We start from the raw sequence: 23,213 nt of genomic DNA, 5'->3' as shown, positions 1-23,213 counted from the left end.
AAACACCGTTTCACCAGCTGTCAGATAAAGAAATTGATTACTAACCTAACTAGTTTTGAAGTTAACCCGTAGGCCCGATAAGGCAAAGCCGCCATCGGGCGCTTTTGAATGAAGAGTTATAACAAGCCTCACTAACCCACACCAACAATTGACACCAAACCAGTACAACTGTATAAAACACTGTATATCCAACAGGAGGTTAGATATGCCCAAACCCAGAAAAATGCAGGTTTCGTTAGACGCCACACCTTATTATCACTGCACTTCACGCTGCGTACGCCGTGCATTTTTATGTGGCTACGATGCCCTTACAAACACAGATTACGAACACCGCCGCCAGTGGGTGGAAGATAGAATCCACTTATTAGCAGAAGTTTTTTGTATAGATGTTTGTGCCTACGCAGTCATGTCCAATCACATCCACCTTGTACTTCATATCAACCAACCAAAAGCGCTAGCACTTACCGCTAAAGAAGTATGCGCCAGATGGCACCGCGTATACAAAGGCACCTTACTAACCCAAAAGTATGAGCAAACTGAAAACTTAACAGACGTAGAACTCGACGCAGTAGCAATTAAAATTGAGCTGTGGCGCAAACAGCTATTCGATATTAGTTGGTTTATGCGCGCCTTGAACGAACCCATTGCCCGCATGGCAAACGCAGAAGACCACTGCACCGGCAGCTTTTGGGAATCACGCTTTAGCTCGCAAGCACTGTTAGATGAAAAAGCACTTGCCGCGTGCATGGCATACGTAGACTTAAACCCAGTGCGAGCCAACATGGCAGATACGTCAGAAAATTCCATACACACTTCTATTAAGCTTCGTGTAGACCAAATAGCCTCCAACCAAAACCAACCCAAAACCCTCTACCCTTTTGTGGGCAACCCACGCCAACCCATGCCAGATGGCCTACCCTTTAAACTGGCCGATTATTTAGAACTTGTAGATTGGACTGGGCGTGCAGTGCGGCCGGATAAACGCGGTAGCATTTGCCAGCACCTACCACCTATTCTTACACGGCTAGGTATAGCGCCTGCTGAGTGGTTAATTTTAACTACGCAATTTGAAAAACGGGTGTCGACTTTTGCAGGTTCTGAGAATGCTATTCGGTTAGCAGCCGAAAATCTTGGTTATAAAAAGCCACCGGGGATCAGTTTAGCTAGAAGTTTATTTGTATAACCCTGCGTTAGAACTAAATACCCAATTCAAGAATTTCGCTCGCCTAAAATTTGTGAAAGCGATTAAAAATGCCGGTATTTAGGGATATTGGACATTTCACTTTCCAACTAAGATAAAAATCAAATAACAACAATAAAAAAACAGGCAGTAGCTAATATCCCCCTTAACTCATGCCTGTCTCTAATTGTTTGTGTTTGAAGCGGTAAGCCAGATGTCTAGCGAAGATCAACGCACCATACAATCGCTGATCGATGGCATGATTTTAAAGCACCAAGCCAAACAGCTCGCGCAGCTCAGCGGCTAAAAAGAAAAGCCCGGACTGGCCGGGCTTCGAGTGGGTGTCTCGATTATTATTAACTCATGCCTGTCTCTAATTGTTGTTTTTATATATACTGAATACTGTCGTCATCACTTATAAAATAAAGCCCATCTAATACGCCAGATATAGATGGCAAATTTTCAATTGCATCTGAGCGGAATGTTATAGGAAAACGGTCTTTCATCACTTGTAGAGCAGCATCATAGTCATCCCATGACGGCTTTATCATTCCATTCCAAAAAGTAATGCAATCTTCTTCATTTACAAACAAAACAGGCTTCAGGTCTTCAAGAGTATCGGGATCACTCCAATATATATATCCCAAATACTCTTTGCCCTCACCGTCAATAAAAACAGTCTTAATAATTACCTGGTAATCCGCTGAAATCTCATCTGTACCGCAAGGTTTTACTGACAGCTCATCCTCAACAGAATCATCCATTGGAAAATACCATACTGGATGCTTCCGAAGGTCTTCCGATTCCAAATCGTAAATTTGTTTTTCTACCATAGAATCAAATCCCAAACTTATTCATTACTTAATCAGCAAAAACTCAGGACAGGCACGCGTTGAGGGAGCAGCTACCTGCTAATGCGTGGGTGTCTTGAGTTTTTCTTTGAGTTTTTCTTTTAGAATATTGGACATTTTATTCGCGATAACGATTTAATTTAAACAATCGACAAGTGGGAACAGGCAATAGTACAGAACTCCTTAACTAATGCCTGTCTCTAATTGTTCCTCTAATTGTTCGTGTCTCTAATCTTTCGTGATTCTAGAAAAAGACGCCATCTCTAAAAAATACAATTTAGCCTCATCCTCATCCATATATTGAATTGGGGCAAATCTAAAGCGCCCACTAACAATATATCTATCCCCTGGATCAAAATTAAATCTATCCCCTTCGCTAGAAAATTCCACCCAAAACCATGGGTAACTGGGTGCGGCACCACAATCATCGAGTACGACCTCAAACTCTCCTTCGAATTCTTCAAACCTATATAAACACCCTATTAACTCTACAAATTCACCTTGATAGTTAACACTATCAGATAAAAGGGACTCGAAAGAAGAATCATATTCCTTAAAGTCGCATCCAACAAATAAGACAGCAGCTATATTAAAACATACCCAGCGTCTAATTATTTTTATACACTTTTCGATCATTATATTTTGGTGCTCCGCTCCCGCTATATCGAACCACAATTGTACCATTTGGGTTTATAGCATCATTTGGTGTTTTACTTTGCTTCAATAAGGACTCATATTTTTGATCTTTAGGAGTATAACCTCGATCACGCAACACGATAACAGCCGCAACAACTGTTGGAGGCGCCTTGGAGTGAGCAGCTCCAAATTCATCAAGCGCACTCCCAAAATCAGCAACAGTTGTATTCACATGGGTTCCAACGCAATACCTGCCGTCTTCCTCGTAGACATAAGAACCGACTAAACCAGTATGTTGACTCACAGCACCACCAGCATCAGATAAACTCTGCTTCCAGAGCACAGTATTAACAGTATTTTTTTCAGCGATTAACAAGGCCTGCTCCAACGATTCATAGCCATACCCATAATCCGCGACAAAATCAGACAGTCACGATTTATGAGCGCCATTCGCTTTGGAAATATAAATACGTTTAACAGGTTAAGGCATGTACTTTAGTGGATGAATACGATGGTGTAGATCCTTTAGGCGTTGCGATAAGCGACAGCCGTAACTCTCCCAGCTTTCACCATCGACACCTCGTACAGACTTTTTGTTTACGTGTGTATACGCCTAAAAAAAGCTGCGGAGGTGTAATTTCCAATTTAGCCAGCTCAAGCGACAAAATCAGACAGTCACGATTTATGGTCACGATTTATGAGAAACACCCAAGGCTTACCAAATAAAGGGTAATGCCTTGGGTGAAAACGGCAGGCCTGTGTAGACGCCTAATTTTTAATGGCTGCATAAGCCCGTGGGTTACACATTATAAACTGTCGATGTAGGCGTCCACTTCCTTCTTTGCTTCTTCCTTAGATTTGCCGTAGCGCTCTTGAATTTTACCTTCAAGCTGCTCGCGATTACCGTTTGTGACATCTAAGTCGTCGTCGGTAAGCTTGCCCCACTTCTCTTGAAGTTTACCTTTAAATTGCTTCCAGTTACCTTCTAATTGGTCGTTGTTCATTGTCTTGCTCCTTTTGAAAGTAAATCAAAAATAAAAAGAAAAATAAAAGCTATTGGCGATGGGAGGGGATTAATCACACCCATTCACTCATAGCTATTTTCTTACTGGCTGCTTTATTAAGCAGTTACCCTGTACGAGCAATAGTGATGCCAACAGCCGGTAATTTACGAGAGTAAAATATAAGCGAGTGTGCAGACCTAGTGCGGCGTGCTTTAGAGAACAATCTTTAAATAAATAAACATTTACGCAAAGCTGGAGCAAGCGTTTTATGTGGTTTTTACATGAAAGGTTTGTAAGGTGGGGTATGCCTTTTTGAAAATTATGCAAAGTCTGGTGTAGTAAAAAATAAACCCTGTAATGATTGGAATAACTGACATTAACCGGCTTGTAGGCGCATCAAAAAAATAGAATGCTTCACACTATAAGCCGGCAGGGTTCATTTATTATATTTATTACTCTAATCGCACCCCACCAACGCTTCTATCCAATCAAACAGAACGCTGTTCGCTTCGCTGTGGACAAAATCAGACAGTCACGATTTATGGTCACGATTTATGAGCGCCATTCGCTTTGGAAATATAAATACGTTTAACAGGTTAAGGCATGTACTTTAGTGAATGAATACGATGGTGTAGATCCTTTGGGCGTTGCGATAAGCGACAGCCGTAACTCTCCCAGCTTTCACCATCGACACCTCGTACAGACTTTTTGTTTACGTGTGTATACGCCTAAAAAAAGCTGCGGAGGTGTAATTTGACACAGTATATTATTGAATCGACCGGATCGATTCTGCTTTACGGGTTTTCAGCCCCCCCCCAAATTAACCCCCAACATAAAAAACAATTTCATCAAATCGCCCGGCGGCATCCATAACACTTAGCGTGTGTTTACCCACTGCCAATTTAGCCAGCTCAAGCGAATGGCTGCTACCTACTGTAGCCGCAACCCATACGCCGTTAACAAACCACTCCACCTTACCGCTAGCGCCACGCACGCTGGGCTGCAAAGTAATGTTCGACTGGCCTGGCGCGGGGTAGTACTCGGCGTTATTACTAATGCCTTCTAACACTAGTTGCTGACCGGTATCGCGCACGGCGTGTTTACAGTTTGCCGCCAGCGCAGGTAATAAATGCGCGCGCCGCCACTTTTGCGGTAGCCAAGGTTCGAGTACTCGTGGCCACACCGCAAGGGTTATGTTTTGAGTGGCCCCTGCCTGCGCGCTAGCCATGCATTGTGGCAACACCTGTTCCCCCTTGGCGTTGACCGCAAGCGTTAGTTTGTAACTCGACCATTGCGCCATTAGCGGTTCGCGCAAGGTGGGCGCTGCTGCACCATCCAACAACCACGCAGACTTTTCGCGCAAACACTCTGCCGCGCTCTGCAGTTGTTTTAATCCACCCAATGGCCAGCATATTAACTCGCGGCTTAACCCCGCTGGGCGCTTCGGTGGTGCCAATTGGGCATCGCTAAATAATGCCAGTGTTTTGCGCAAAAGCGGCACGGCGTTTTCTCTACCCACATTTTGCGCAGTGGGTGTGCCGTCTGGGCGCCCTACCCATACGCCAATGGTGTAGTGTTCGCTCGCGGCTAATACCCAAGAGTCGCGGTAGCCGTAGCTGGTGCCGGTTTTAAAAGCTATGCGCGGTGTATTAGCGGCAATAACGGTTTGCCTGTGGGCAGAATTTAACGCAACACCGCGCAATATATCGCCCACAACCCAAGCACTCGCGGCAGATAACAGCGTGCGTTCTGGTGCTGGTGTTTGGTTTTGTATATACACCGGCGCACGGGTTACGCCACCTCGACCGATGGCGGCAAAGGTTGCGGTTAAATCTTCTAAACTCGCCGCTGCGCCGCCGAGAATAAGCGATAGATTGGGTGCGGCTTCTGCAGGTAGTTTTAATGTTAAACCGGCAGAGGCTAGTCGCGCATAAAAGGCCTGTGGCCCTAGGGCATCTAATACTTGCACGGCGGGCACATTTAAACTGCGCTGCAATGCTTGGCGCGTAGACACTGGGCCGGAAAAATCCTGCGCAAAATTTTCTGGGCGATAACCAGCAAAATCGGTGGGCGTATCTAGCAATAGCGATTGCTCGTGAATTAATCCTTCGTCTATTGCCATGCCGTATAAAAATGGTTTGAGCGTGGACCCAGGCGAGCGGTTGGCGGTAATCATATCCACGTGGCCATAGCGTGTTAAATCGTCGAAATTAGCACTGCCCACATAAGCGCGCACCGCCATAGTGTAATTATCTAAGACCAAAATTGCGGTAGATGTTTTTTGCGGTAAGGTTAGCGCGTAATCCTGCGCAATTGTTTCTAGCGCTTGCTGTAAATTTTTATCAAGCGTTGAATGAATAACCTGCTGCTGCGGATACTGCTGAATTAACCTGCGGGCTAACAGCGGTGCTGTTTTTGGGGCGCTTATATGGCGGGCAATAACAGGTTCTTGTTTGGCTTCGTTTACCTGTTGCTGCGACCACACATTAAAGTGCTGCATTCTTGCCAACACTTTATTGCGCGCTTGTTCGGCACGCTGCGCATAGCGATCTGGCCGCAGGCGCGAAGGAGCCTGCGGCAGCACCGCCAGCAGCGCCGCCTCGGCATGGGTAAGTTGTTTTGCTGGCTTGCCAAAATAAATATAGCTTGCCGCCTGCACACCTTCTACTGGCCCGCCAAATGGCGCATAGTTTAAATAGAGGGTAAGAATTTGCTGTTTGCTATAAGTGCGCTCTAATTGAATAGCGCGAAACATTTGCCGCGCTTTGCCAACGAATGTGCGCGGGTGTGGCTCTAGTATGCGCGCAACTTGCATCGAAAGTGTAGAACCACCACTAATAAGCCTGCCATTTATTAACCACTGGCCTGCACCGCGTAACAATGCAAAAGGGTTAACGCCGCGGTGCCAGTAAAACCAACGGTCTTCGTAGGTAAGCAGCGCCTCTATATATAAAGGCGAAACATCATCAAGCGCTACTTGATAACGCCACACGCCGTTTGAATCGGCAAAGACTCGCAGCGGTTCGCCGCGACTATCTACCACTACCTTGGCAAAATCGTGTTTATCGTTGCGTTCCGGTAAAGGCAACAGCGTACACAAAACGATTAAGCTAAGCTGGCCTACACAATAAATACTTAACCACACCAAGCTTAACCGAACAGGTTTAATTCGGCATGCGCGAATAAGGAGGCCGTAAAACACATGCCACCGCCGCGCAAATATCTGTTTAACTCCGTTACCCATTTTAAATACGCACAGCAATGAAGTTACTTAGGTGAAATAACTAGCGTTGTTTCTTTGCCACCTACCGCTCTTATTTCTGGGCGATACATATCTTCAACTAAGCTGGGTGGCACCAAGTATTCGCCAGGGGTAACTGCGCGCGCCAAGTAAAATACGCTTGCGGTTTTACGGCTTAGGGATAGAGCCGCTACGTAGCGATCGTCTCTAAATTCTTGGTGCACAATAGGTGTGTTTGTCATCCACTGGGCCACCGTTTTGTTTTGTACACGCATATCTTGCATGGCAACCGCAGAACTTAGGTTTTGATTCTCTAACTCTAAACCAGCAGGTAGCAACTCCACCAGCATGGCATCGGGCAGCCTGTACTCGTCAGTGCTTTGCATATCTACACGCACCAAAATTAAATCGCCAGTTTTAACGTTGTTAAGCGAAATAACCTCACCGCGATCATTGTAGAAAAAGCGTCGCACCTGTATGCCTTCGGCAATATCGTAATTTGGCTCTACTGGGTAGCCCTGTAAAGTAAGGTTGGTGAACAGTGGTTTGTTATCTGAATTGGTAAGTGTAAGCGCACTGGGTACGGCCTCGCGCTTCCAATAACCGCGCCAAGGGGTTGATTGATCTATGGCTATAGGCGCATCGTTAACGTGTAAACTGGCTTGCCAATGGGTTTCTCGCTGATTTAATTTTTGCCCTAACGTGTACAGTGCAAATCGCTCTTGGGTAGATATCCAACGGCGCAAACGCGCGCTATCGCGCAGTGTAAAAACGAGTTGCAGCGGTTCTTTTACTAAACGGCTATCTAATGCCAGTGCGGTTATCCACGCTTGATCGCGCACCGGTGATGCGTAATCGCCACCGTAACCGCGCGCAAGCTTATCGCGCGCAAATGCCAAAGCCCACGCTTTTTCGCTGCGCGCTTTGTCCCCTAATGTTTCTAACGCCGCAGCTATTTGCGCTAAGGGTAACGGTGTTTTGGCGCTACCGTGGTAGCGATCAAATAAATTGCGCACATCCCCTAAGCTAACCTGCTGGCGCTGCGCCATTACGTAAGCGGCATAAGCGCGATACGAAAAGTGATAGTGCTCGGGCCACGTACTGTAATGCTCTCGCTCACTCCACTGAATTGAATGCAGGGTTACATATTTTTTAACCTTGGCAATGGCGCTGTTTAATACCGAATCATCTACGTTAAAGCCTTGGTCTTTCGCCGCAATTAAAAATTCGGTGGCGTATACCGTTAACCAGTGGGCTTCGCGGCTTTGGTTACTCCACAAACCAAAACTGCCATCGCTGCGTTGCATACCGCTAATACGCGCAATGGCGCCTTCAATAAGTTGGTCGCGGTTTTTAGCTACGCGCTTATCGTCGGTTAAGTCGTACTTCATAAGTTCGGCGAACGACGTTTTTAATAACGGCCAAGCGCGACTTGTGGTTTGCTCTAAACACCCATAGGGGTATTGAATAAGTTGATGCAACTGTTGCTGCACATCGAATGGTGGCGTGGGCGACATGCTGAGCATAACGCTTAATGTATCGCCGTCGAAACGCGCCGCTTCTTGCATAGGGAATTGCAGCGCTTCGCCAGCATTTACCACAGATTCGTTGCGCACAGTTTCTGCTGGAAACGCAGGGCGCAAACTAAGGTTCCAACTGCGCGCAACACTGGCGTCACCGCCTGCCGATTGCTCGGTAGCCTTAAGCACTATGCTGCCGGTGCCGTAATAGGCCATACCCAATAAAGGCAACTGCACTATTTGTTTTTGTTTCGGCTGTAATAACATTGTTTGCGTGATTTTTTCCGCACCTAAAATATTACTTGCAGAAAACTCAACATCTAAGTGCATTTCCCGCTCTGTTAAGTTTTGCAAGTCGAGCGTGGCATTGGCTTTGTCGCCCTTAGCCAAAAAACGCGGCGTGCTAATTTCTGCTATTAGCGGTGCGGCCACGGTTACTTTCGCTTCTTGTTCGCCAAAATCACCTTCGGCCCACGCCATGGCCATTAACCGTAACTCACCATTAAAGTAGGGCAAACTCAGGTTTACATCGGCTTCGCCATTGCTATCTAACTGCACTTTGCCAGAGTAAAGCGACACAATTTGCACATCGCTTTGCGGCGCTTCGCCGCCGCGTGCCATTTCATCCGCGTCGCCACCAAAGCGTCGCGTCGCCATGCGCGCGCTTAGCTGCTCTATAAAGGCTGCCCAAGTATCGCGAATATCTACATTGTAACCACGCGCAGCAAAAAACCATTTGTGGGCGTTGGGGGTTGTAAATTGGGTTAGGCTAAGCACCCCTGTATCCACAGCAGACAGCGTGACAAAAACTTGTTTACCTTCGGCGTTATCCACTTTAATTTTTGTGGTGAGTTCGCTGGCGGGTAATATTTTTTCGGGGGCGTGTATGCTTACACTTAACTTTCGGTTATCGCGATTTAAAGGTAAATGGGCCAAACCAAAGGCGCGTTTAGGTAAATATTTGCGCTGGCTATCACCAGAGCGCAATAGGGTGACGGTGGCATAAATATCGTGCCTATCCCAATTGTTATTAACCGGCAGGGTTAGCGTATTATCGCCCGCGTTTATTTCGCGGCTTTCTAACCACATTAATTCGTTGGCCTCTACGGTAAACACCATTAACCCGTCGTAGGGCGCATTAAAAGTAAGCGTGGCTTGCTGGCCATTTTCTATCGCATCCGCATTAAGGGTAAGGTCGAGTTTATCGGGCCGCCCTGTTGCACCTACCTCTGGGCTATCCCAATGCCAGCCTGCGAAAAAACGGTAGCTATTTAATAGTGTTTGCTGTTGGTCGCGCACTTCCAAGCGGTAGTTGCCGTATTCAACCGGAATAGTAACTTGAGTGCGCTCTTCGGCACTTAAAGAAATAACACGCGAATAAACCGGCACATTCGTTTCGTTTTGGCGGTACTGCCAACCGTCATCCCACTGCCAGTAGTAACGGGCGTTTTCGCGAATGGCAACCACGGTTACGTTTTCTGCCGCTTGCAATTTGCCTTGGGTATTTACGTTAATTAATTCTAACTGCACATCGGTGCGCGGGCTGGCTATTTCGGTATCCCACAGTGGCCTCACCCCCACCAGCGTTTCACGCGGCCAGTAGGTGTGGTTAATGGTGCGGCTCACTGGGCGGCCGCCGCTTTCAAACAGACTTACCCGCGTGCTAATTTCAATTGGCTGACTCGCCCCTTGCCATTCAGCGGGTAAGGTAATACTTGCACTACCGTTATCATCAAGGGTTAGATCATCTAAGGCAGTATCGGTATTAAAGTTGTTGTAATCTTCTGCGCCGAAAACAAACCCTTGCCATTCATCAAATAGTTTACGTTTTTGGCGCAGTACCAGCGTGGCTTCGGCGCGATTTCCCGCCGCAGGTGCACCGTATAGGTAGTCGCCCTGTACATTAATAGTAAGCTTTTCGTCGCGAATAAAATGCGTGTTTGCCGTGGCACTTAACGCGAGCTTCATGCGCTCGGGTAAAAATTCTTCTACCTTAAAGGTAAAAGTAAATTCACGGCCGTTACCCAATTTGGCGGCGAGCTGCCAATCACCGGTTACCGTTTGCTGCGGCAATAAAAAGCGGTGCTCATAAAATGCTTGAGTATCGCCCTGCCATACAAAATTTTGAAACACTCGGCCATCTGGGCGCAAAATTCGCGCCTGTATATTGCTGGCTTCGAGTAAGCGGCCATCGTTATCGCGCAGCAACCCGTTGATTATGACCTCTTCACCTGGGCGGTAAATGTCGCGCGGGCCATACATAAAAAACTCTAACGGAAAGTTCTGACGTGCAGCCAACGAGAATTCAGATAAATCCATGGCCGCGCCTTTTAGGGTAAGCACAGACAAATGCTTGTTGTGCTGCGCAACAAGGTACGAGGCTTTATCCATTGCCGTGGCAAAGCTTACCTTGCCCTGTGCATCGGCGCGCTCTTTGGCAAGTTCTCGCCCCGCTTGGTCGTATAAGGTTACCGTGGCTTGCGCAATGGGTTTTACTTTTACTGCAGAGTGCACAAATGCCACTAATTGATTGGGGTATTGGCGCGCTTGCACGCTTATATCACCAACAGCAAACCAAGTTGTATTGTAGTTGTAAGGGTAGTCACCAGCTTCTTTCATTACCGTGATATATACGCCTGGCTCTTGCAGCGGCTTTATAGCCGCAAGTGGCAATACGGTTTTTTCTGTTTTATTTTCGCTGCTATTTAAGTCAAATCGCGCACTGTAGGCTAAGGTGGTTGTGTGCTTTAAACGCTGTAAATCGTAGGCATAGTTGCTTAAGCCGCCAGCTAAAAACGCGCCTATTGCATCGTCATTTAAACGTAAAAAATCTACATCTACCGCTTTAACGTTTACCGCTTCAACGGTAAGCCCTTCGCTTAGTTGCGGCGCAAGTTGCGAGCCACGGCTTACAAATTTAACGGATTGTTGACGCGCCTGAGTTTGCAGCTGTTTTTCCGCATCGCTAGCCAATAAACGACCAGATAAACCTTTTAGGCCCGAATTAACACGCACGATGTATTGGGTGCTTGGCTGCGTAAAAGGAAAGTAAACAACATTTAAGTGCTCGCCCAATATCCATTCGCCTTTAATTGGCGAACTATTCTTATCGAGCAGTTCAAAATAGTTTTGCCAGCTTGCTTGCGGGTCTATTGGCGCACTTAGGGTAACCGCAATGGCAGGCGCCTGCTGATAGCTAAGCTCGGCAATATGCATAACATCGAAGGGGGTTTTAGCAAAATCTTGCTTAAGTTTGGCCAACTCGGCTGCTGTTTTGGGTTTGGCTGCGGCGCTTTGGGATGAAAGCGATGCGTTAGCAGGCTCGCCCGCCGAGTTACTAGGCTGTTTGTTGTCGGTATTGCTGTCGAAGCACCCCGCGCAGGTTACTACCAGCGCTAACAATGTCGCTTTTACTGTCATCCATTTATTCACAGGCCACCCTCTTATTACTTTAATTGCCAAAAACCTTGCTTAGCCAACCGGCGCAACAAATTATTAACGGCAATATACACCACTAAGCGAGGGGCACTCTATTACGAGACTGTGATGAATTAGGGCGAATTAGGGCAGATAAAAAAACTGCGGACAATGTCCGCAGTAAAGAGTACTTATTTCTTCATGGGGGATAAGCACTAAGGAGACTAACTGTTGCTTGCCTGCTTGGCGAAAAAACCGCCAAAAGGAGGTAATGTGATTTGAGTGGCACTCACTGCGGCGCTAAGGCCGTGGCCTTCCAGTGCGGTCCACTCACCTGCAGGTAGGTTTACTACTTGTTCGGTGTTAGATAAATTAAACGCGGCAAATAATGTGCTGCCTTCGTAGCTGCGCGTAAACGCCAAGGTGGATTCATGCGACGAAAGGAACGCGATATCGCCGTACAAAATTTCTGGCTGCGTTTTTCGCCAAGCAATAAATTGTTTGTACGCCTGTAGTACCGATAAATCCGCTTGCTGCTGAACGGTCACGTTTTTGGCTTTGTGATCGTCTGCAACTGGCAGCCATGGCGCGCCGTTACTAAAGCCTGCATGTTGCTGGCTATCCCACGGCATAGGTGTGCGGCAGCCATCGCGACCTTTAAACTTGGGCCAGAAGGTAATGCCGTATGGGTCTTGTAATTGCTCGAAGGTTAGCTCGGCTTCTTTCAAACCCAGCTCTTCACCCTGATAACAACATACGCTGCCACGCAAAGAGAGCAACATGGCGTTGAGTACAATAGAAAGCGCATCGCATGCATCTTCTTTGCCCCAGCGACTAGCCACACGTGGTACATCGTGATTGCCAATAGACCAACAGGGCCAGCCATCGTTTAAGCGCGACTCAAGTGTGCCAACGGTTTCGCGAATATAAGCCGCAGAAAACTCATCGGCTAGTAGCTCAAAGCTGTAAGCCATATGTAACTTGTCGTTATCGGCGGTGTACTCAGCCATTGTTGCCAGCGAATCGTCTGAAGATATTTCGCCCAAGGTAACGGTATTGGGGTACTTATCCATCAAGCTGCGCAGGCGCTGCAAAAACGCGAGGTTTTCTGGCTGGGTGTTGTTGTAGGTATGCCACTGAAAAGCGTAGGGGTTATCTTCACTAAACCCGCGCGCTTTGCGCTCACTTGCACTTTTAGGCGGGTTGTTGCGCAACTGCTTATCGTGGAAACAAAAGTTAATAGCATCCAAACGCAGGCCATCTACACCGCGTTTTAGCCAAAACTCTACTTCCTGCAAAATTTGGTTTTGTACATCTTCGCAGTGGAAGTTTAAATCTGGCTGACTTTTCAAAAAGTTATGCAGGTAGTACTGACCGCGACGCGAATCCCATTCCCAAGCGCTGCCGCCAAAAATAGCGAGCCAGTTATTAGGGGGCGTGCCATCTTCATTAGGGTCGGCCCAAACATACCAATCGGCTTTGGGGTTATCGCGTGATTGGCGGCTCTCTTTAAACCATTCATGCTCGGCAGAAGTGTGGCTTAGCACTTGGTCGATCATTACTTTAATGCCGCGCTTATGCGCTTCATCGATAAGTAGATCGAAGTCATCCAAGGTGCCAAATAATGGGTCTACGTCGCGATAGTCGCTAATGTCGTAGCCAAAGTCGTGCATAGGCGATTTAAAAAATGGCGATATCCATATCGCATCAACACCTAAACTGGCTATGTAATCGAGCTTTTGCACAATTCCTGGAATATCACCCACACCATCGGCATTGGTATCCATGAAGCTGCGGGGATAAATTTGGTAAATGACGGCACCACGCCACCAGGGTTGACTTCGCATTGTTGTACCTACTAACCCGTATTTTTATCGTTGAGAGCGGCGGTGATTGCATTTTACTTGCTACTTCTTGCGCCAGTAATTTGGCTAGTCACTATCTATGCTCTAGGCTGAAAACAGAGTATGTCAGTGATGCTAAACAGGGCAAGCGCCTACATACGTATGCATCAGCTTTGCTTTTTGAATACGTATGTAATTGATTGCCGCCCCAATAGCCGTGCAGCACAATGAAAGACATAAAAACAACGACTCAAATATAGGTGAGAATGCCGAATGCGCTTACAACGTTTAATGACTCTATGCTCTGTGCTAGCTTTAACCGGCTTAGCGGGATGCAATAACGACAAAACCAGCCAAACTGATCACACCAGCGCGCAAACTACCGCGCCAGGCGCCCCAGGCGCAGCCCCCACTTGGGCTTACTCCGGTAAAACCGGCATTGGCACCAGCTACGAACAATATGTGGAAGGCCGCTACCAAGCATCGGCCCCCACCGGTAATGTCTCTAAAGTATGGTTCTCTGTCACTCAAGGCATACTTACCGAAACCATGTACGGGCTTATCCATGAAGCACAACTTAAGGATATGCAATTTTTTATCCAAGGCCCCGATTTTTTACATTCAGAACGAGACGACACAGAACACCATATTGAATACCTGCATACCGACGCTAAAGGCAACCCTCTTTCCTTAGCGTATAAATTGGTAAACAAAGACAAGCAGGGCCGTTATCAAATCGAAAAACACATCGCCACCAACCCAGATAACCAATCGGTGGTAATGAAGGTGATATTCACCAGTAATATTGATGGTATTACACCGCACTTAGTCGCTAACCCGCATATCGCCAACACAGGCATTAACGATAAAGGTTGGGTAGAAGACAACACCCTCTATGCGAGCGATGGCAATTCGGCTATGGCAATTGCCCTAAAAGGCAGCCCCATTATTGGCAGCGCGGGCTTTGTGGGCACATCAGACCTACCCACCGATTTAGCTGACGGCAAAGTAGATTGGCAATACAGCAGCACCGGCGAAACCACTGGCAACGTAAGCTTGGCAGCATCTCTACCAGAAATGGCAAAGGGCAGCGCCGAATGGGAAATAGCCCTAGGCTTTGGCGACTCGGCGGCTAACGCCAACAAAGCGGCTCAAGCCTCGCTACAAGCCGGCTTTGCCAAGGTGCTGACCAACTACAACGGTGAAGGCGATGCCGTGGGCTGGGAAGATTACCTTGCAAGCCTACCCAACTTACCCGCCATGGCCGCACAAGCCACCGACGGCGGTAAACTCGCCTACACCAGCGCCATGGTATTAAAAGCACAGGAAGACAAATCCCACGCGGGCGCCCTTATTGCCTCGCTCTCTAACCCATGGGGCGACATAGTCCCTGCGGTTGAATCCTCCACCGGGTACAAAGCGGTTTGGCCGCGCGACTTTTATCAAGTAGCCATGGCATTTTTGGCGTTGGGCGATAACGAAACCCCCAAAGTGGCATTTGAATATTTGAAAAAAGTACAAGCCGGGCCAGATATTGAAGGCTACGAGGGTGCACCTGGCTGGTTCTTACAAAAAACCCACGTTGACGGCACCTTAGAATGGTACGCCGTGCAACTAGACCAAACAGCCATGCCTATTATGCTGGGCTGGCGCTTGTGGCAGGCGGGTATACTTAGCGATGCCGAAGCCAAGCACTGGTACACAGTAATGTTAAAACCGGCGGCGGAGTTTCTAGCCGATGGTGGTGAAATATCTCTAGGTTGGAACAAACGCACAATTACCCCACCCTATACTCAACAAGAGCGCTGGGAAGAGCAAGAGGGTCACTCCCCCTCTACTACTGCAGCCGTTATTGCGGGCTTAGTAACAGCAGCCGAGTTTGCCAAATTTGCTGGCGATAGCGAAGGCACAACAAAATACCTCGCCAAAGCCGATGAGTATCGCAGCAAGTTAATTCCGCGCACTTATACCACGCAAGGTAACCTCAACAAGGCTCCATCTAACGGCAAATACTTTTTACGCGTTAACTTAAATGAAGACCCGAACGATCAAGGTAAATTGCTTGAGCGCAACGGCCAGATTGCATTGAACGAAAGCGACATTATCGACCCAGGGTTTTTAGAGCTGGTGCGCTACGGTGTAACCGAAGCCACGGATGAGCACATAACGGAATCACTAGTAGAAATTGACGACCCCGCCCTGCCCGATTTCTTAAAAGTAAAATACACGGTTAATGTTAACGGTAAACAAGCTGTTGGCTGGCGCCGTTACGGTGGCGACGGCTACGGCGAAACCACTTCTACCGGTGAAGGTTACGGTCACGGCGGCACCATGCACCCAGACCAACGCGGCCGCATTTGGCCTTTCTTTACCGGCGAGCGCGGCCACTACGAGTTGGCCTTAGCTAAAGCCGACAACGGTGTTAGCGACGCAGAGCTCACTAACTTGCGCAATATCTACGTAAACTCTATGGAAACATTCGCCAACGAAGGCTTAATGTTACCCGAGCAAGTGTGGGATGGCGTGGGCGATAACAGCGCATACAATTACCCTATAGGCACAGGTACCAACTCGGCTACACCACTGGCTTGGACCCACGCGGAATACTTAAAGCTTTTGCGCTCGCTAGCAGATAAAGAAGTGTGGGATCACTACACACCTGTTGCTAAGCGCTATAAAAAATAATGCGTATAAGTAGCAACCTTTTACTTTCATCCATCCTTGGCGCTTAATTGTGCCAAGGTTTTTTTGTTTATTGGGCAATGTTTTTATTGCCCACTATTGTATATACCAACATAACAATAAGAGTGCATTATGAACCAAACTCTTCAGCCTAGGCCGCGGCCCGAACTTAACTTCTGGCAAATCTGGAACATGTGTTTCGGCTTTATCGGTATTCAATTTGGCTTTGCATTACAAACCGCAAACGTCTCCCGTATATTTCAAACCCTAGGCGCAGAGATAGACGCTATTCCTATTTTATGGATAGCAGGCCCTATTACGGGCTTACTTGTTCAACCTATTATTGGCTACATGAGCGACCGCACATGGAATCGCTTTGGTCGCCGCCGCCCTTACTTCACCATTGGTGCCGTCGCCGCTACCGCGTGTTTATTTATTATGCCTCACTCCCCTGCGCTGTGGATGGCAGCCGGCATGCTGTGGATTATGGACGCATCATTTAACATCGCAATGGAACCGTTTCGCGCATTTGTGGGCGACATGTTGCCACCCAAACAACGCACCCAAGGGTTCGCCACCCAAAGCTTTTTTATTGGTGTCGCCTCGGTAGTGGCCTCTGCTTTACCTTGGATGCTAACCAACTGGCTGGGCATGGAAAACACCGCGCCAGAAGGTGAAATACCTTCTACGGTTGTTTACGCATTTTATTTCGGTGGTGCAGTATTAGTTACCACCGTAATGTGGACCGTATTCCGTACCAAAGAATACACTCCAGAAGAAATAGCAGCCTTTAACCAGTACGAGCAACACAACGACAGCCAAGCTGATACTAGCGACGACCACAAAAATTACGTGGCTGGCGGTATTGGATTTGCCGCTGTTGCAATTGCAAGCACCATTGCTATTCATTATTTTGAACTGCGCGAAGAGCTGTATATTCTAGCCGGCCTTGCAGCCATGTTTGGTGGCTTACAACTTATTGCGCACATACTGCAAAGTAAAGGTCGTATCCATAACGCTATTTATCAAATTACCCACGACCTATTTAATATGCCGCGCACCATGGTGCAATTGGCCATAGTGCAATTTTTTAGTTGGTTCGCATTATTTGCACTGTGGATTTACACCACACCTGCAGTAACAGCGTTTCACTACGGCACCAGTGACACTACCTCGGCAATGTACAACAAGGGCGCCGATTGGGTGGGCATAATGTTTGCTGCCTACAATGCCTTCGCTGCGCTAGCTGCGTTTTTTATTCCCATTATGGCGCGCCGTTGGGGCCAAAAAACAACCCATTGCATTAACCTTATGTTGGGTGCTGCAGGCTATATCTCTATGATGCTAATTAAAGATCCATCTTGGCTATGGGTATCAATGATAGGTATTGGCTTTGCGTGGGCCTCTATACTCTCGTTGCCGTACGCCATGCTTTCTGGCGCTTTGCCCAGCTCTAAATTGGGTTTGTATATTGGTATTTTCAATTTCTTTATTGTTATTCCGCAAATACTCGCAGCCAGTGTATTAGGCATTGCCGTAAGCGGTTTATTTGATGGCCAAGCAATTTACGCCCTTGTATTAGGCGGTGTATTTTTAATTATTGCAGCCTTGGCTACGCTCAAAGTTAACGATCAGTAAGTTATAAAATTAAGGGCGCATGGATGCGCCTTAAACTGATGACAAACCTGACCTAGGTAACTCAGCGAGTAAATTCTTAGGGAGAAAGATCAAAAATGCTCAATTCATGCTTCGCCATGGATGGCGATGTTAGAGCAACGCAGGAGCAGTTGCCGAGACGAATTGAGCAAGTTATAGGGACATATTCATACGTTTTTTGAGCTTTTACCCTAAGAATTTACGGATTTAGAAGGATTAAGCTCTTCGCAAAAATAATAGAGGGGTTTATCAATAAACTGGGGCGCATGGATGCCCCTCCCCCCCCCCTTCTTTAATTGGCAATTAATTCTAGCTTTTGCTCCCGTTACACTCCTCAGCTACCCTTACCTTCCACATTTATAAAACTACTAGTAATTTTCACAATAGTCTTACCAACGCCTGCCAACCTAATGGTAAAAATAACCTTTACATAATTCCAATTAAAACAATACAACAAATAAGGTAACTTAAAATGAAAATTAAGTGCTTACTCCTTGCTGTTTACGCGGGTCTACTTGCGGCTTGCGCGCTGGACGCGCCGCTCAAAACCTCAAGTAAACCGCTAGCGCATTTTTCGTGGTTTGAATATCAAGGTAACGACGAGATATTTAAGGCTCCACTCGCCTCAAATCAATACCAAAACCCCATACTCGCCGGCTACCACCCAGACCCAAGTATTGTGCGAGTAGGCGAAGATTATTATTTGGTGAACTCCACCTTTGGCTTCTACCCTGGCATTCCAGTATTTCACAGCCGTGACTTAGTGAATTGGACCCAACTGGGTAACGCTATTCACCGCCCAGAGCAACTTTCATTTGATGGTATTCACTTAGGCTACAACGGCGTTTATGCACCGGCAATCGAATACCGCGACGGGACCTTTTACGTAATAAATACCTGCGTAGCCTGCGGAGGAAATTTTATCGTTACCGCCACCAATCCCGCGGGCCCCTGGTCAGACCCAATATGGCTACCAGAGGTAATTGGCATAGACCCCTCGCTATTTTTCGACGAGGACGGCAAAACCTATATCGTGCATCATCGTAATCCACCTGTGCAGAAATACCCTGCCCACACAGCCCTGTGGGTAATGGAAGTTGACTCCAAAACATTTGCGCCGGTATCTGACGATGTAATGCTTGTGGACGGTGGCGACGAAGCGCCATGGCACACAGAATATATTGAAGGGCCGCATATATATAAAATTGATGGCACCTACTACCTCTATGCCCCTGGTGGCGGCACGGGATACTTCCACGGCCAATTGGTGTATAGATCTGACAATGTATTTGGACCCTACGAAGCCAACCCCAATAACCCTGTGTTGACTCAAGTTGGTTTACCCGACGACAGAGAACACCCTGTAACGGCAACGGGTCATGCAGATTTATTTCAAGATACCAACGGCGACTGGTGGACGGTATTTCTGGGTACTCGCGTTTACGATTTAGCTAAGCCACCACAAGACCCCGGCAATTTTGCCACCGGACGCGAAACATTTATGTTGCCAGTAACATGGCAAAACGGCTGGCCACACGTGCTCGAAAAAGGCGAGGCTGTGCCCTACCGAGTAACCAAACCCAAATTACCTGCAGGCAAACCCGCCCCGCGCGCAATGACTGGAAACTTTACTGTGCGCGAGGAATTTACCAACGCTTCGCTTGCCCCCCACTGGCTATTTGTTCGCACACCGCGTTCCAAATGGTGGCAAACAGGTAATGGCGAACTTATTTTAGAAGCGCGCGCCGATACCATTGGGGCAGTTAACCAGCCGTCGTTTATTGGCCGACGGCTCGCTCATATGACGGCCTCCTTCGCCACCCAACTAACCTTTAACCCACACACCGTTGGCGACGAAGCAGGGTTACTCGCCGTACAAAACGACGAACACTTTTACGCCTTTGGCCTAGGGTTAAACAGTAAAGGGCAAACCGTTTTGCGCGTGCGTAAAAAAGCGGGTAAAAATGAATCGATAAGGGGAGATACGGTTGCCGAGCAGGTTGTTAAGCTTAAGCACGGCCACCCTATTTACCTGCGTGTAAATATAGGTAAAGCCGAATTAAATTTCGCGTATAGCACCAACGGCAAACGCTACACCACCTTGTTGAACCAAGCCGATGCCAACCTACTTACCACAGCTAAAGCGGGCGGGTTTACTGGCGCAGTAGTGGGTATGTACGCCGAATCCACCGCACAACAAAACTAAAACAAACAGCGCCCCTTACTTACCGAGTAGGAGGCGCTGTTTATTGTTATACCGGATTTTACTCCCCATCTGGCACCCAAACTTACATTTAGACAGAAATCCCCTCCCCAACAAGATTTACATAACACATTTATTATTAATAATTTTCACTCCCTAACGTTACATAAATTGGGCGCGCCTGCATTTAAATACCAATAAAAACAATAACCTGCAAAACCTGTGCACAAATAACCACTTAGCTGCTGTAAACAGCTCCTTAATATTTCCACGCATTTTCATACTTTCGTTGGTAGACGCTCAATTTCAAATACTTTAGCTTATGCAAATAAAAGCAGAGTAAGCTTGGATGACTCTGCTTTTATTTGCATGCCCTTATATTTACGCCCAGTATTTTCACCTAGCACACCCGCAAAACGTTAAAGCCACAGCAACCCAAAGATGAATACTATGACTAGCCAACAAGATCAGATTGTAGAACTACAGGATCAGCTAACTAGGTTAAACCAACAACGTGAAATTTTACTCGCCGAAATAAATATAGAGCGTGAAAGCGGCCTAGACGAGAGCGAGTTAAAAAACAGCATTGACCAAGCCGAACTTGAATTACAAAAAACCAATAAAAAACTAGATAAAACGAAGACTCTTGTTAAACAACGCAAACTAGAAATAAAACAGTGGAAAGACAACTTTGCAAGTTTAGACAAGCTAGACGCAAGCCAAGAACTCATTCAGCTACAAGATGAAATTGACTGGCGAGCAAAGGATATTGCCAAAAAAGAAGCGAAGATAGCAAGCCTGTACGATTGCAAAAACAATCAAACAGGTGCGCTAGAAAACCTAAAAATAAAGCTCACAATTCTCGAGCATGGCTTCCACCAACAAGATATTCACCAAGACCCAAGACTACAGGGCCTTGAAGAAGAATTAAAAGAGCTAAACGCAACTATTGCCCGTGCAACAGGGCAATAACAATAAGCACGCCAAGTACCACGGCTTAACAATACAATAATTTGCCTAGCTTACCGCTCATAAATATTTTCGGCACCGTAAAGCAGGTAGCGCGCAAAAAAGGATATTCGGATGCCTACATACAACCAACAAGATGCCATCTCCATTTGGGATAATATTGCCACAGACTGTACCACTGGCCTAAATGGCCAAGCCGGACGCGATTTTTGCGCCTTAGAATGCTTAGCCAACGCCCCGCTCTATGCGAAACCAGATTCACAAAAAGCCTTTCTGCTTTGGGAGGCGAAAAATACACCCGCAATTAAAATAGAAACAATCACCGGTTTTAGCACCAAACACCCGTGGGTACATGCATTGTTTATTACAGAAAAGGTAGTGAGGTTTCCGTTTAACACTTGGGATTCCAACCCGCAAAACTCGCTAAGCTGGGCAACAATAGATCAAGACTTACTCAGCGACGATGTAACAGAGAACTTTCGCCTGTTGCCCCGCTGGAGTACAGCTTCACGCAGCTGCTTGGCGTTAATACCACAAGACGCAACCGCTCTACCCAAAATCGCGGCAAACGAAGTAGATTTAGGGCAAAGGTTTAAGCTAGAAGAAAAACCAGGTAAACCATCACCCAATGTACCCGAATGGAAAGCCAAAGGGTTTAATCGTTTTGTAAATATTGTAAGCGATGCAGGCAAAGCCGCTTCGCCTACTGGCTGCAAGCCCAAAGAACTCGCCAATACCAAGTATCGCTTATATTCCGTAAAAACAGGGGTAGATTACGTAGGCAGCCAAGCTGAGGGAGGGTTTGGCAAAAATCGACTTGAAGCGAATTGCTCCATGGCCATGTTGCGCTCTGAAGTAATAGAAGCCATGCCAAATATAGACCCAAGCTTTGGCGTACAAACAGAAGTGCTAACCATCACCGCACCCACCACCATGACCGATAAAAATGGCAAACTTGTACGCGATGGTTTTCAAGTACGCAACTTATCTTGCATGAAGCCCGGCGCTGCGTATATTCCTTGCCAAGCCATTCCCTATGCACGCAATAAATTTGACCGTGAAGTTCAGCCTGCGGACCAATGCGAAAGTTGGCGCAACAACTTTGCGATAAGTTTAGGGCGTGCTAAAGCGAGACTATTTTTAAATTATGGTTTAATTCATACATCAGCAAACGCACAGAACTTTTTACTAGGCTTTAATGGCGACACGTTAACTCAATTCGTCGCTAGAGATGTAGGCGACACATCTTGGCACGATGACTATTTAACGCGCTATTTTAGCGAAAGCCCAACTCACGTGGCGCAATTTGCCTACCTTGCTTTTCAATCCGAAGCGCAATCCGCTGTTAAACACGTACTTCACGAAACCAGTAGTGGTGATTATCCGCCACCGCATATTGTTCGCCTTGCAACCAATTCTGTGCTTACCCACGATTTTGGCAAGGTGCTTATCGACAATCACAACTGGACCAGCGTCTTACTTTACAATTTCGCCACTGGCATTTTGGATGGTTTCAAAGCCTATATTCAAGAAGCACTGAATACTGGAGACCTTTACCCCCAGCAAGCAGGGGTACTGTCTGACGAGCAAATACTCGCGTACGGCACGGAAGGCAAATATCCCACGCCGAAGCCATTGCTAGCCGAATACAAAAATCAGGTGAACGGTTTACTTAAACAAGAGGCGAGTGTTTTATTTGCTAAAGCGGCGCGGGTGCGAGCAAGAGCCATTCAAGCGATAAACAACAATGAAGATACGACCTTTGGTAGCAACGACGATAAAATTTCAACGTTGCTCAATGCAGAAGAAATTCTGCTGTGCGCAGGCATAGAAAAGAAGCTTGGCATTGCACCTAACACCACATCTAGTTTTGATATTGCTCAACGGTTGGATTCACTCACAGCCAAAGGCAACTGGCCAAAAATAGTTACTTAAAACCTAGTGTTAAACAACCCGGCCACCCACGACCAAATTACATCGCCATCTTACACCTTACGGACTTGATGGAGC

The 23,213-nt window shown here is 47.0% G+C and carries 13 protein-coding genes; 6 read left to right on the top strand and 7 right to left on the bottom strand.

The window, feature by feature from the left end; translation table 11 throughout:
* The first annotated feature begins 205 nt into the window (after positions 1-205).
* Positions 206-1,183 (top strand): transposase, encoded by a 978-nt coding sequence (locus SDE_RS03260; protein ID WP_011467092.1) that lies wholly within the window; start codon positions 206-208, stop codon positions 1,181-1,183.
* A gap of 383 nt (positions 1,184-1,566) precedes the next feature.
* On the opposite strand, the gene SDE_RS03255 is transcribed toward SDE_RS03260, so the two are convergent.
* From SDE_RS03255 to SDE_RS03225, 7 genes are all read right to left on the bottom strand, one after another.
* Positions 1,567-2,013, bottom strand: a complete 447-nt coding sequence (locus tag SDE_RS03255; protein ID WP_011467091.1) for a hypothetical protein — start codon at positions 2,011-2,013, stop codon at positions 1,567-1,569.
* Positions 2,014-2,259: 246 nt separating this feature from the next.
* On the bottom strand, positions 2,260-2,667 hold the full coding sequence (locus SDE_RS03250) for a hypothetical protein (RefSeq protein ID WP_041324133.1): 408 nt from the start codon (positions 2,665-2,667) through the stop codon (positions 2,260-2,262).
* A complete protein-coding gene (locus tag SDE_RS03245; RefSeq protein ID WP_041324131.1) occupies positions 2,639-3,043 on the bottom strand; it encodes a hypothetical protein in 405 nt (134 codons plus the stop codon). The genes SDE_RS03250 and SDE_RS03245 overlap by 29 nt, the downstream gene beginning before the upstream one ends.
* A gap of 430 nt (positions 3,044-3,473) precedes the next feature.
* On the bottom strand, positions 3,474-3,671 hold the full coding sequence (locus SDE_RS03240) for a CsbD family protein (protein WP_011467089.1): 198 nt from the start codon (positions 3,669-3,671) through the stop codon (positions 3,474-3,476).
* An 820-nt stretch (positions 3,672-4,491) separates the two neighbouring features.
* Positions 4,492-6,873 carry a penicillin-binding protein 1C gene (pbpC, locus tag SDE_RS03235; RefSeq protein ID WP_041325171.1) on the bottom strand — a complete coding sequence of 794 codons (2,382 nt, stop codon included), beginning with the start codon at positions 6,871-6,873 and terminating at the stop codon, positions 4,492-4,494.
* A gap of 65 nt (positions 6,874-6,938) precedes the next feature.
* Entirely contained in the window at positions 6,939-11,864 is a 4,926-nt protein-coding gene (locus SDE_RS03230) for an alpha-2-macroglobulin family protein (RefSeq protein ID WP_143710838.1), read from the bottom strand.
* A gap of 209 nt (positions 11,865-12,073) precedes the next feature.
* Positions 12,074-13,696: an alpha-glucosidase family protein gene (locus SDE_RS03225; RefSeq protein WP_011467086.1), complete on the bottom strand. Its 1,623-nt coding sequence runs from the start codon at positions 13,694-13,696 to the stop codon at positions 12,074-12,076.
* Between the two features lie 270 nt (positions 13,697-13,966).
* Here SDE_RS03225 and SDE_RS03220 point away from each other — a divergent pair, with 270 nt between their 5' ends.
* The 5 genes from SDE_RS03220 (at position 13,967) to SDE_RS03200 (ending at position 23,138) form a co-directional block, all read left to right on the top strand.
* Positions 13,967-16,378: a glucan 1,4-alpha-glucosidase gene (locus SDE_RS03220; protein WP_011467085.1), complete on the top strand. Its 2,412-nt coding sequence runs from the start codon at positions 13,967-13,969 to the stop codon at positions 16,376-16,378.
* Between the two features lie 129 nt (positions 16,379-16,507).
* Positions 16,508-18,013, top strand: a complete 1,506-nt coding sequence (locus SDE_RS03215; protein ID WP_011467084.1) for an MFS transporter — start codon at positions 16,508-16,510, stop codon at positions 18,011-18,013.
* Between the two features lie 490 nt (positions 18,014-18,503).
* Complete coding sequence (locus SDE_RS03210; RefSeq protein ID WP_011467083.1) at positions 18,504-20,237, top strand: glycoside hydrolase family 43 protein; 1,734 nt, start codon at positions 18,504-18,506, stop codon at positions 20,235-20,237.
* Between the two features lie 447 nt (positions 20,238-20,684).
* A complete protein-coding gene (locus SDE_RS03205) occupies positions 20,685-21,206 on the top strand; it encodes a hypothetical protein (protein WP_041324127.1) in 522 nt (173 codons plus the stop codon).
* Positions 21,207-21,317: 111 nt separating this feature from the next.
* Positions 21,318-23,138, top strand: coding sequence for a hypothetical protein (locus SDE_RS03200; protein ID WP_011467081.1), 1,821 nt, complete (start codon positions 21,318-21,320; stop codon positions 23,136-23,138).
* Positions 23,139-23,213: the final 75 nt, after the last annotated feature.

The organism is Saccharophagus degradans 2-40, assembly GCF_000013665.1.
GTDB classification, from domain to species: Bacteria; Pseudomonadota; Gammaproteobacteria; order Pseudomonadales; family Cellvibrionaceae; genus Saccharophagus; species Saccharophagus degradans.
The sequence above is the reverse complement of the archived record's forward strand: the minus strand, read 5'-3'. Positions and strand labels throughout refer to the sequence as shown.

Bases quoted from the DNA above. Each gene is read 5' to 3' on its own strand.
- SDE_RS03260 (WP_011467092.1), top strand. From the start codon at position 206: ATGCCCAAACCCAGAAAAATGCAGGTTTCGTTAGACGCCACACCTTAT.
- SDE_RS03255 (WP_011467091.1), bottom strand. From the start codon at position 2,013: ATGGTAGAAAAACAAATTTACGATTTGGAATCGGAAGACCTTCGGAAG.
- SDE_RS03250 (WP_041324133.1), bottom strand. From the start codon at position 2,667: ATGATCGAAAAGTGTATAAAAATAATTAGACGCTGGGTATGTTTTAAT.
- SDE_RS03240 (WP_011467089.1), bottom strand. From the start codon at position 3,671: ATGAACAACGACCAATTAGAAGGTAACTGGAAGCAATTTAAAGGTAAA.
- SDE_RS03225 (WP_011467086.1), bottom strand. From the start codon at position 13,696: ATGCGAAGTCAACCCTGGTGGCGTGGTGCCGTCATTTACCAAATTTAT.
- SDE_RS03220 (WP_011467085.1), top strand. From the start codon at position 13,967: ATGCGCTTACAACGTTTAATGACTCTATGCTCTGTGCTAGCTTTAACC.
- SDE_RS03215 (WP_011467084.1), top strand. From the start codon at position 16,508: ATGAACCAAACTCTTCAGCCTAGGCCGCGGCCCGAACTTAACTTCTGG.
- SDE_RS03210 (WP_011467083.1), top strand. From the start codon at position 18,504: ATGAAAATTAAGTGCTTACTCCTTGCTGTTTACGCGGGTCTACTTGCG.
- SDE_RS03205 (WP_041324127.1), top strand. From the start codon at position 20,685: ATGACTAGCCAACAAGATCAGATTGTAGAACTACAGGATCAGCTAACT.
- SDE_RS03200 (WP_011467081.1), top strand. From the start codon at position 21,318: ATGCCTACATACAACCAACAAGATGCCATCTCCATTTGGGATAATATT.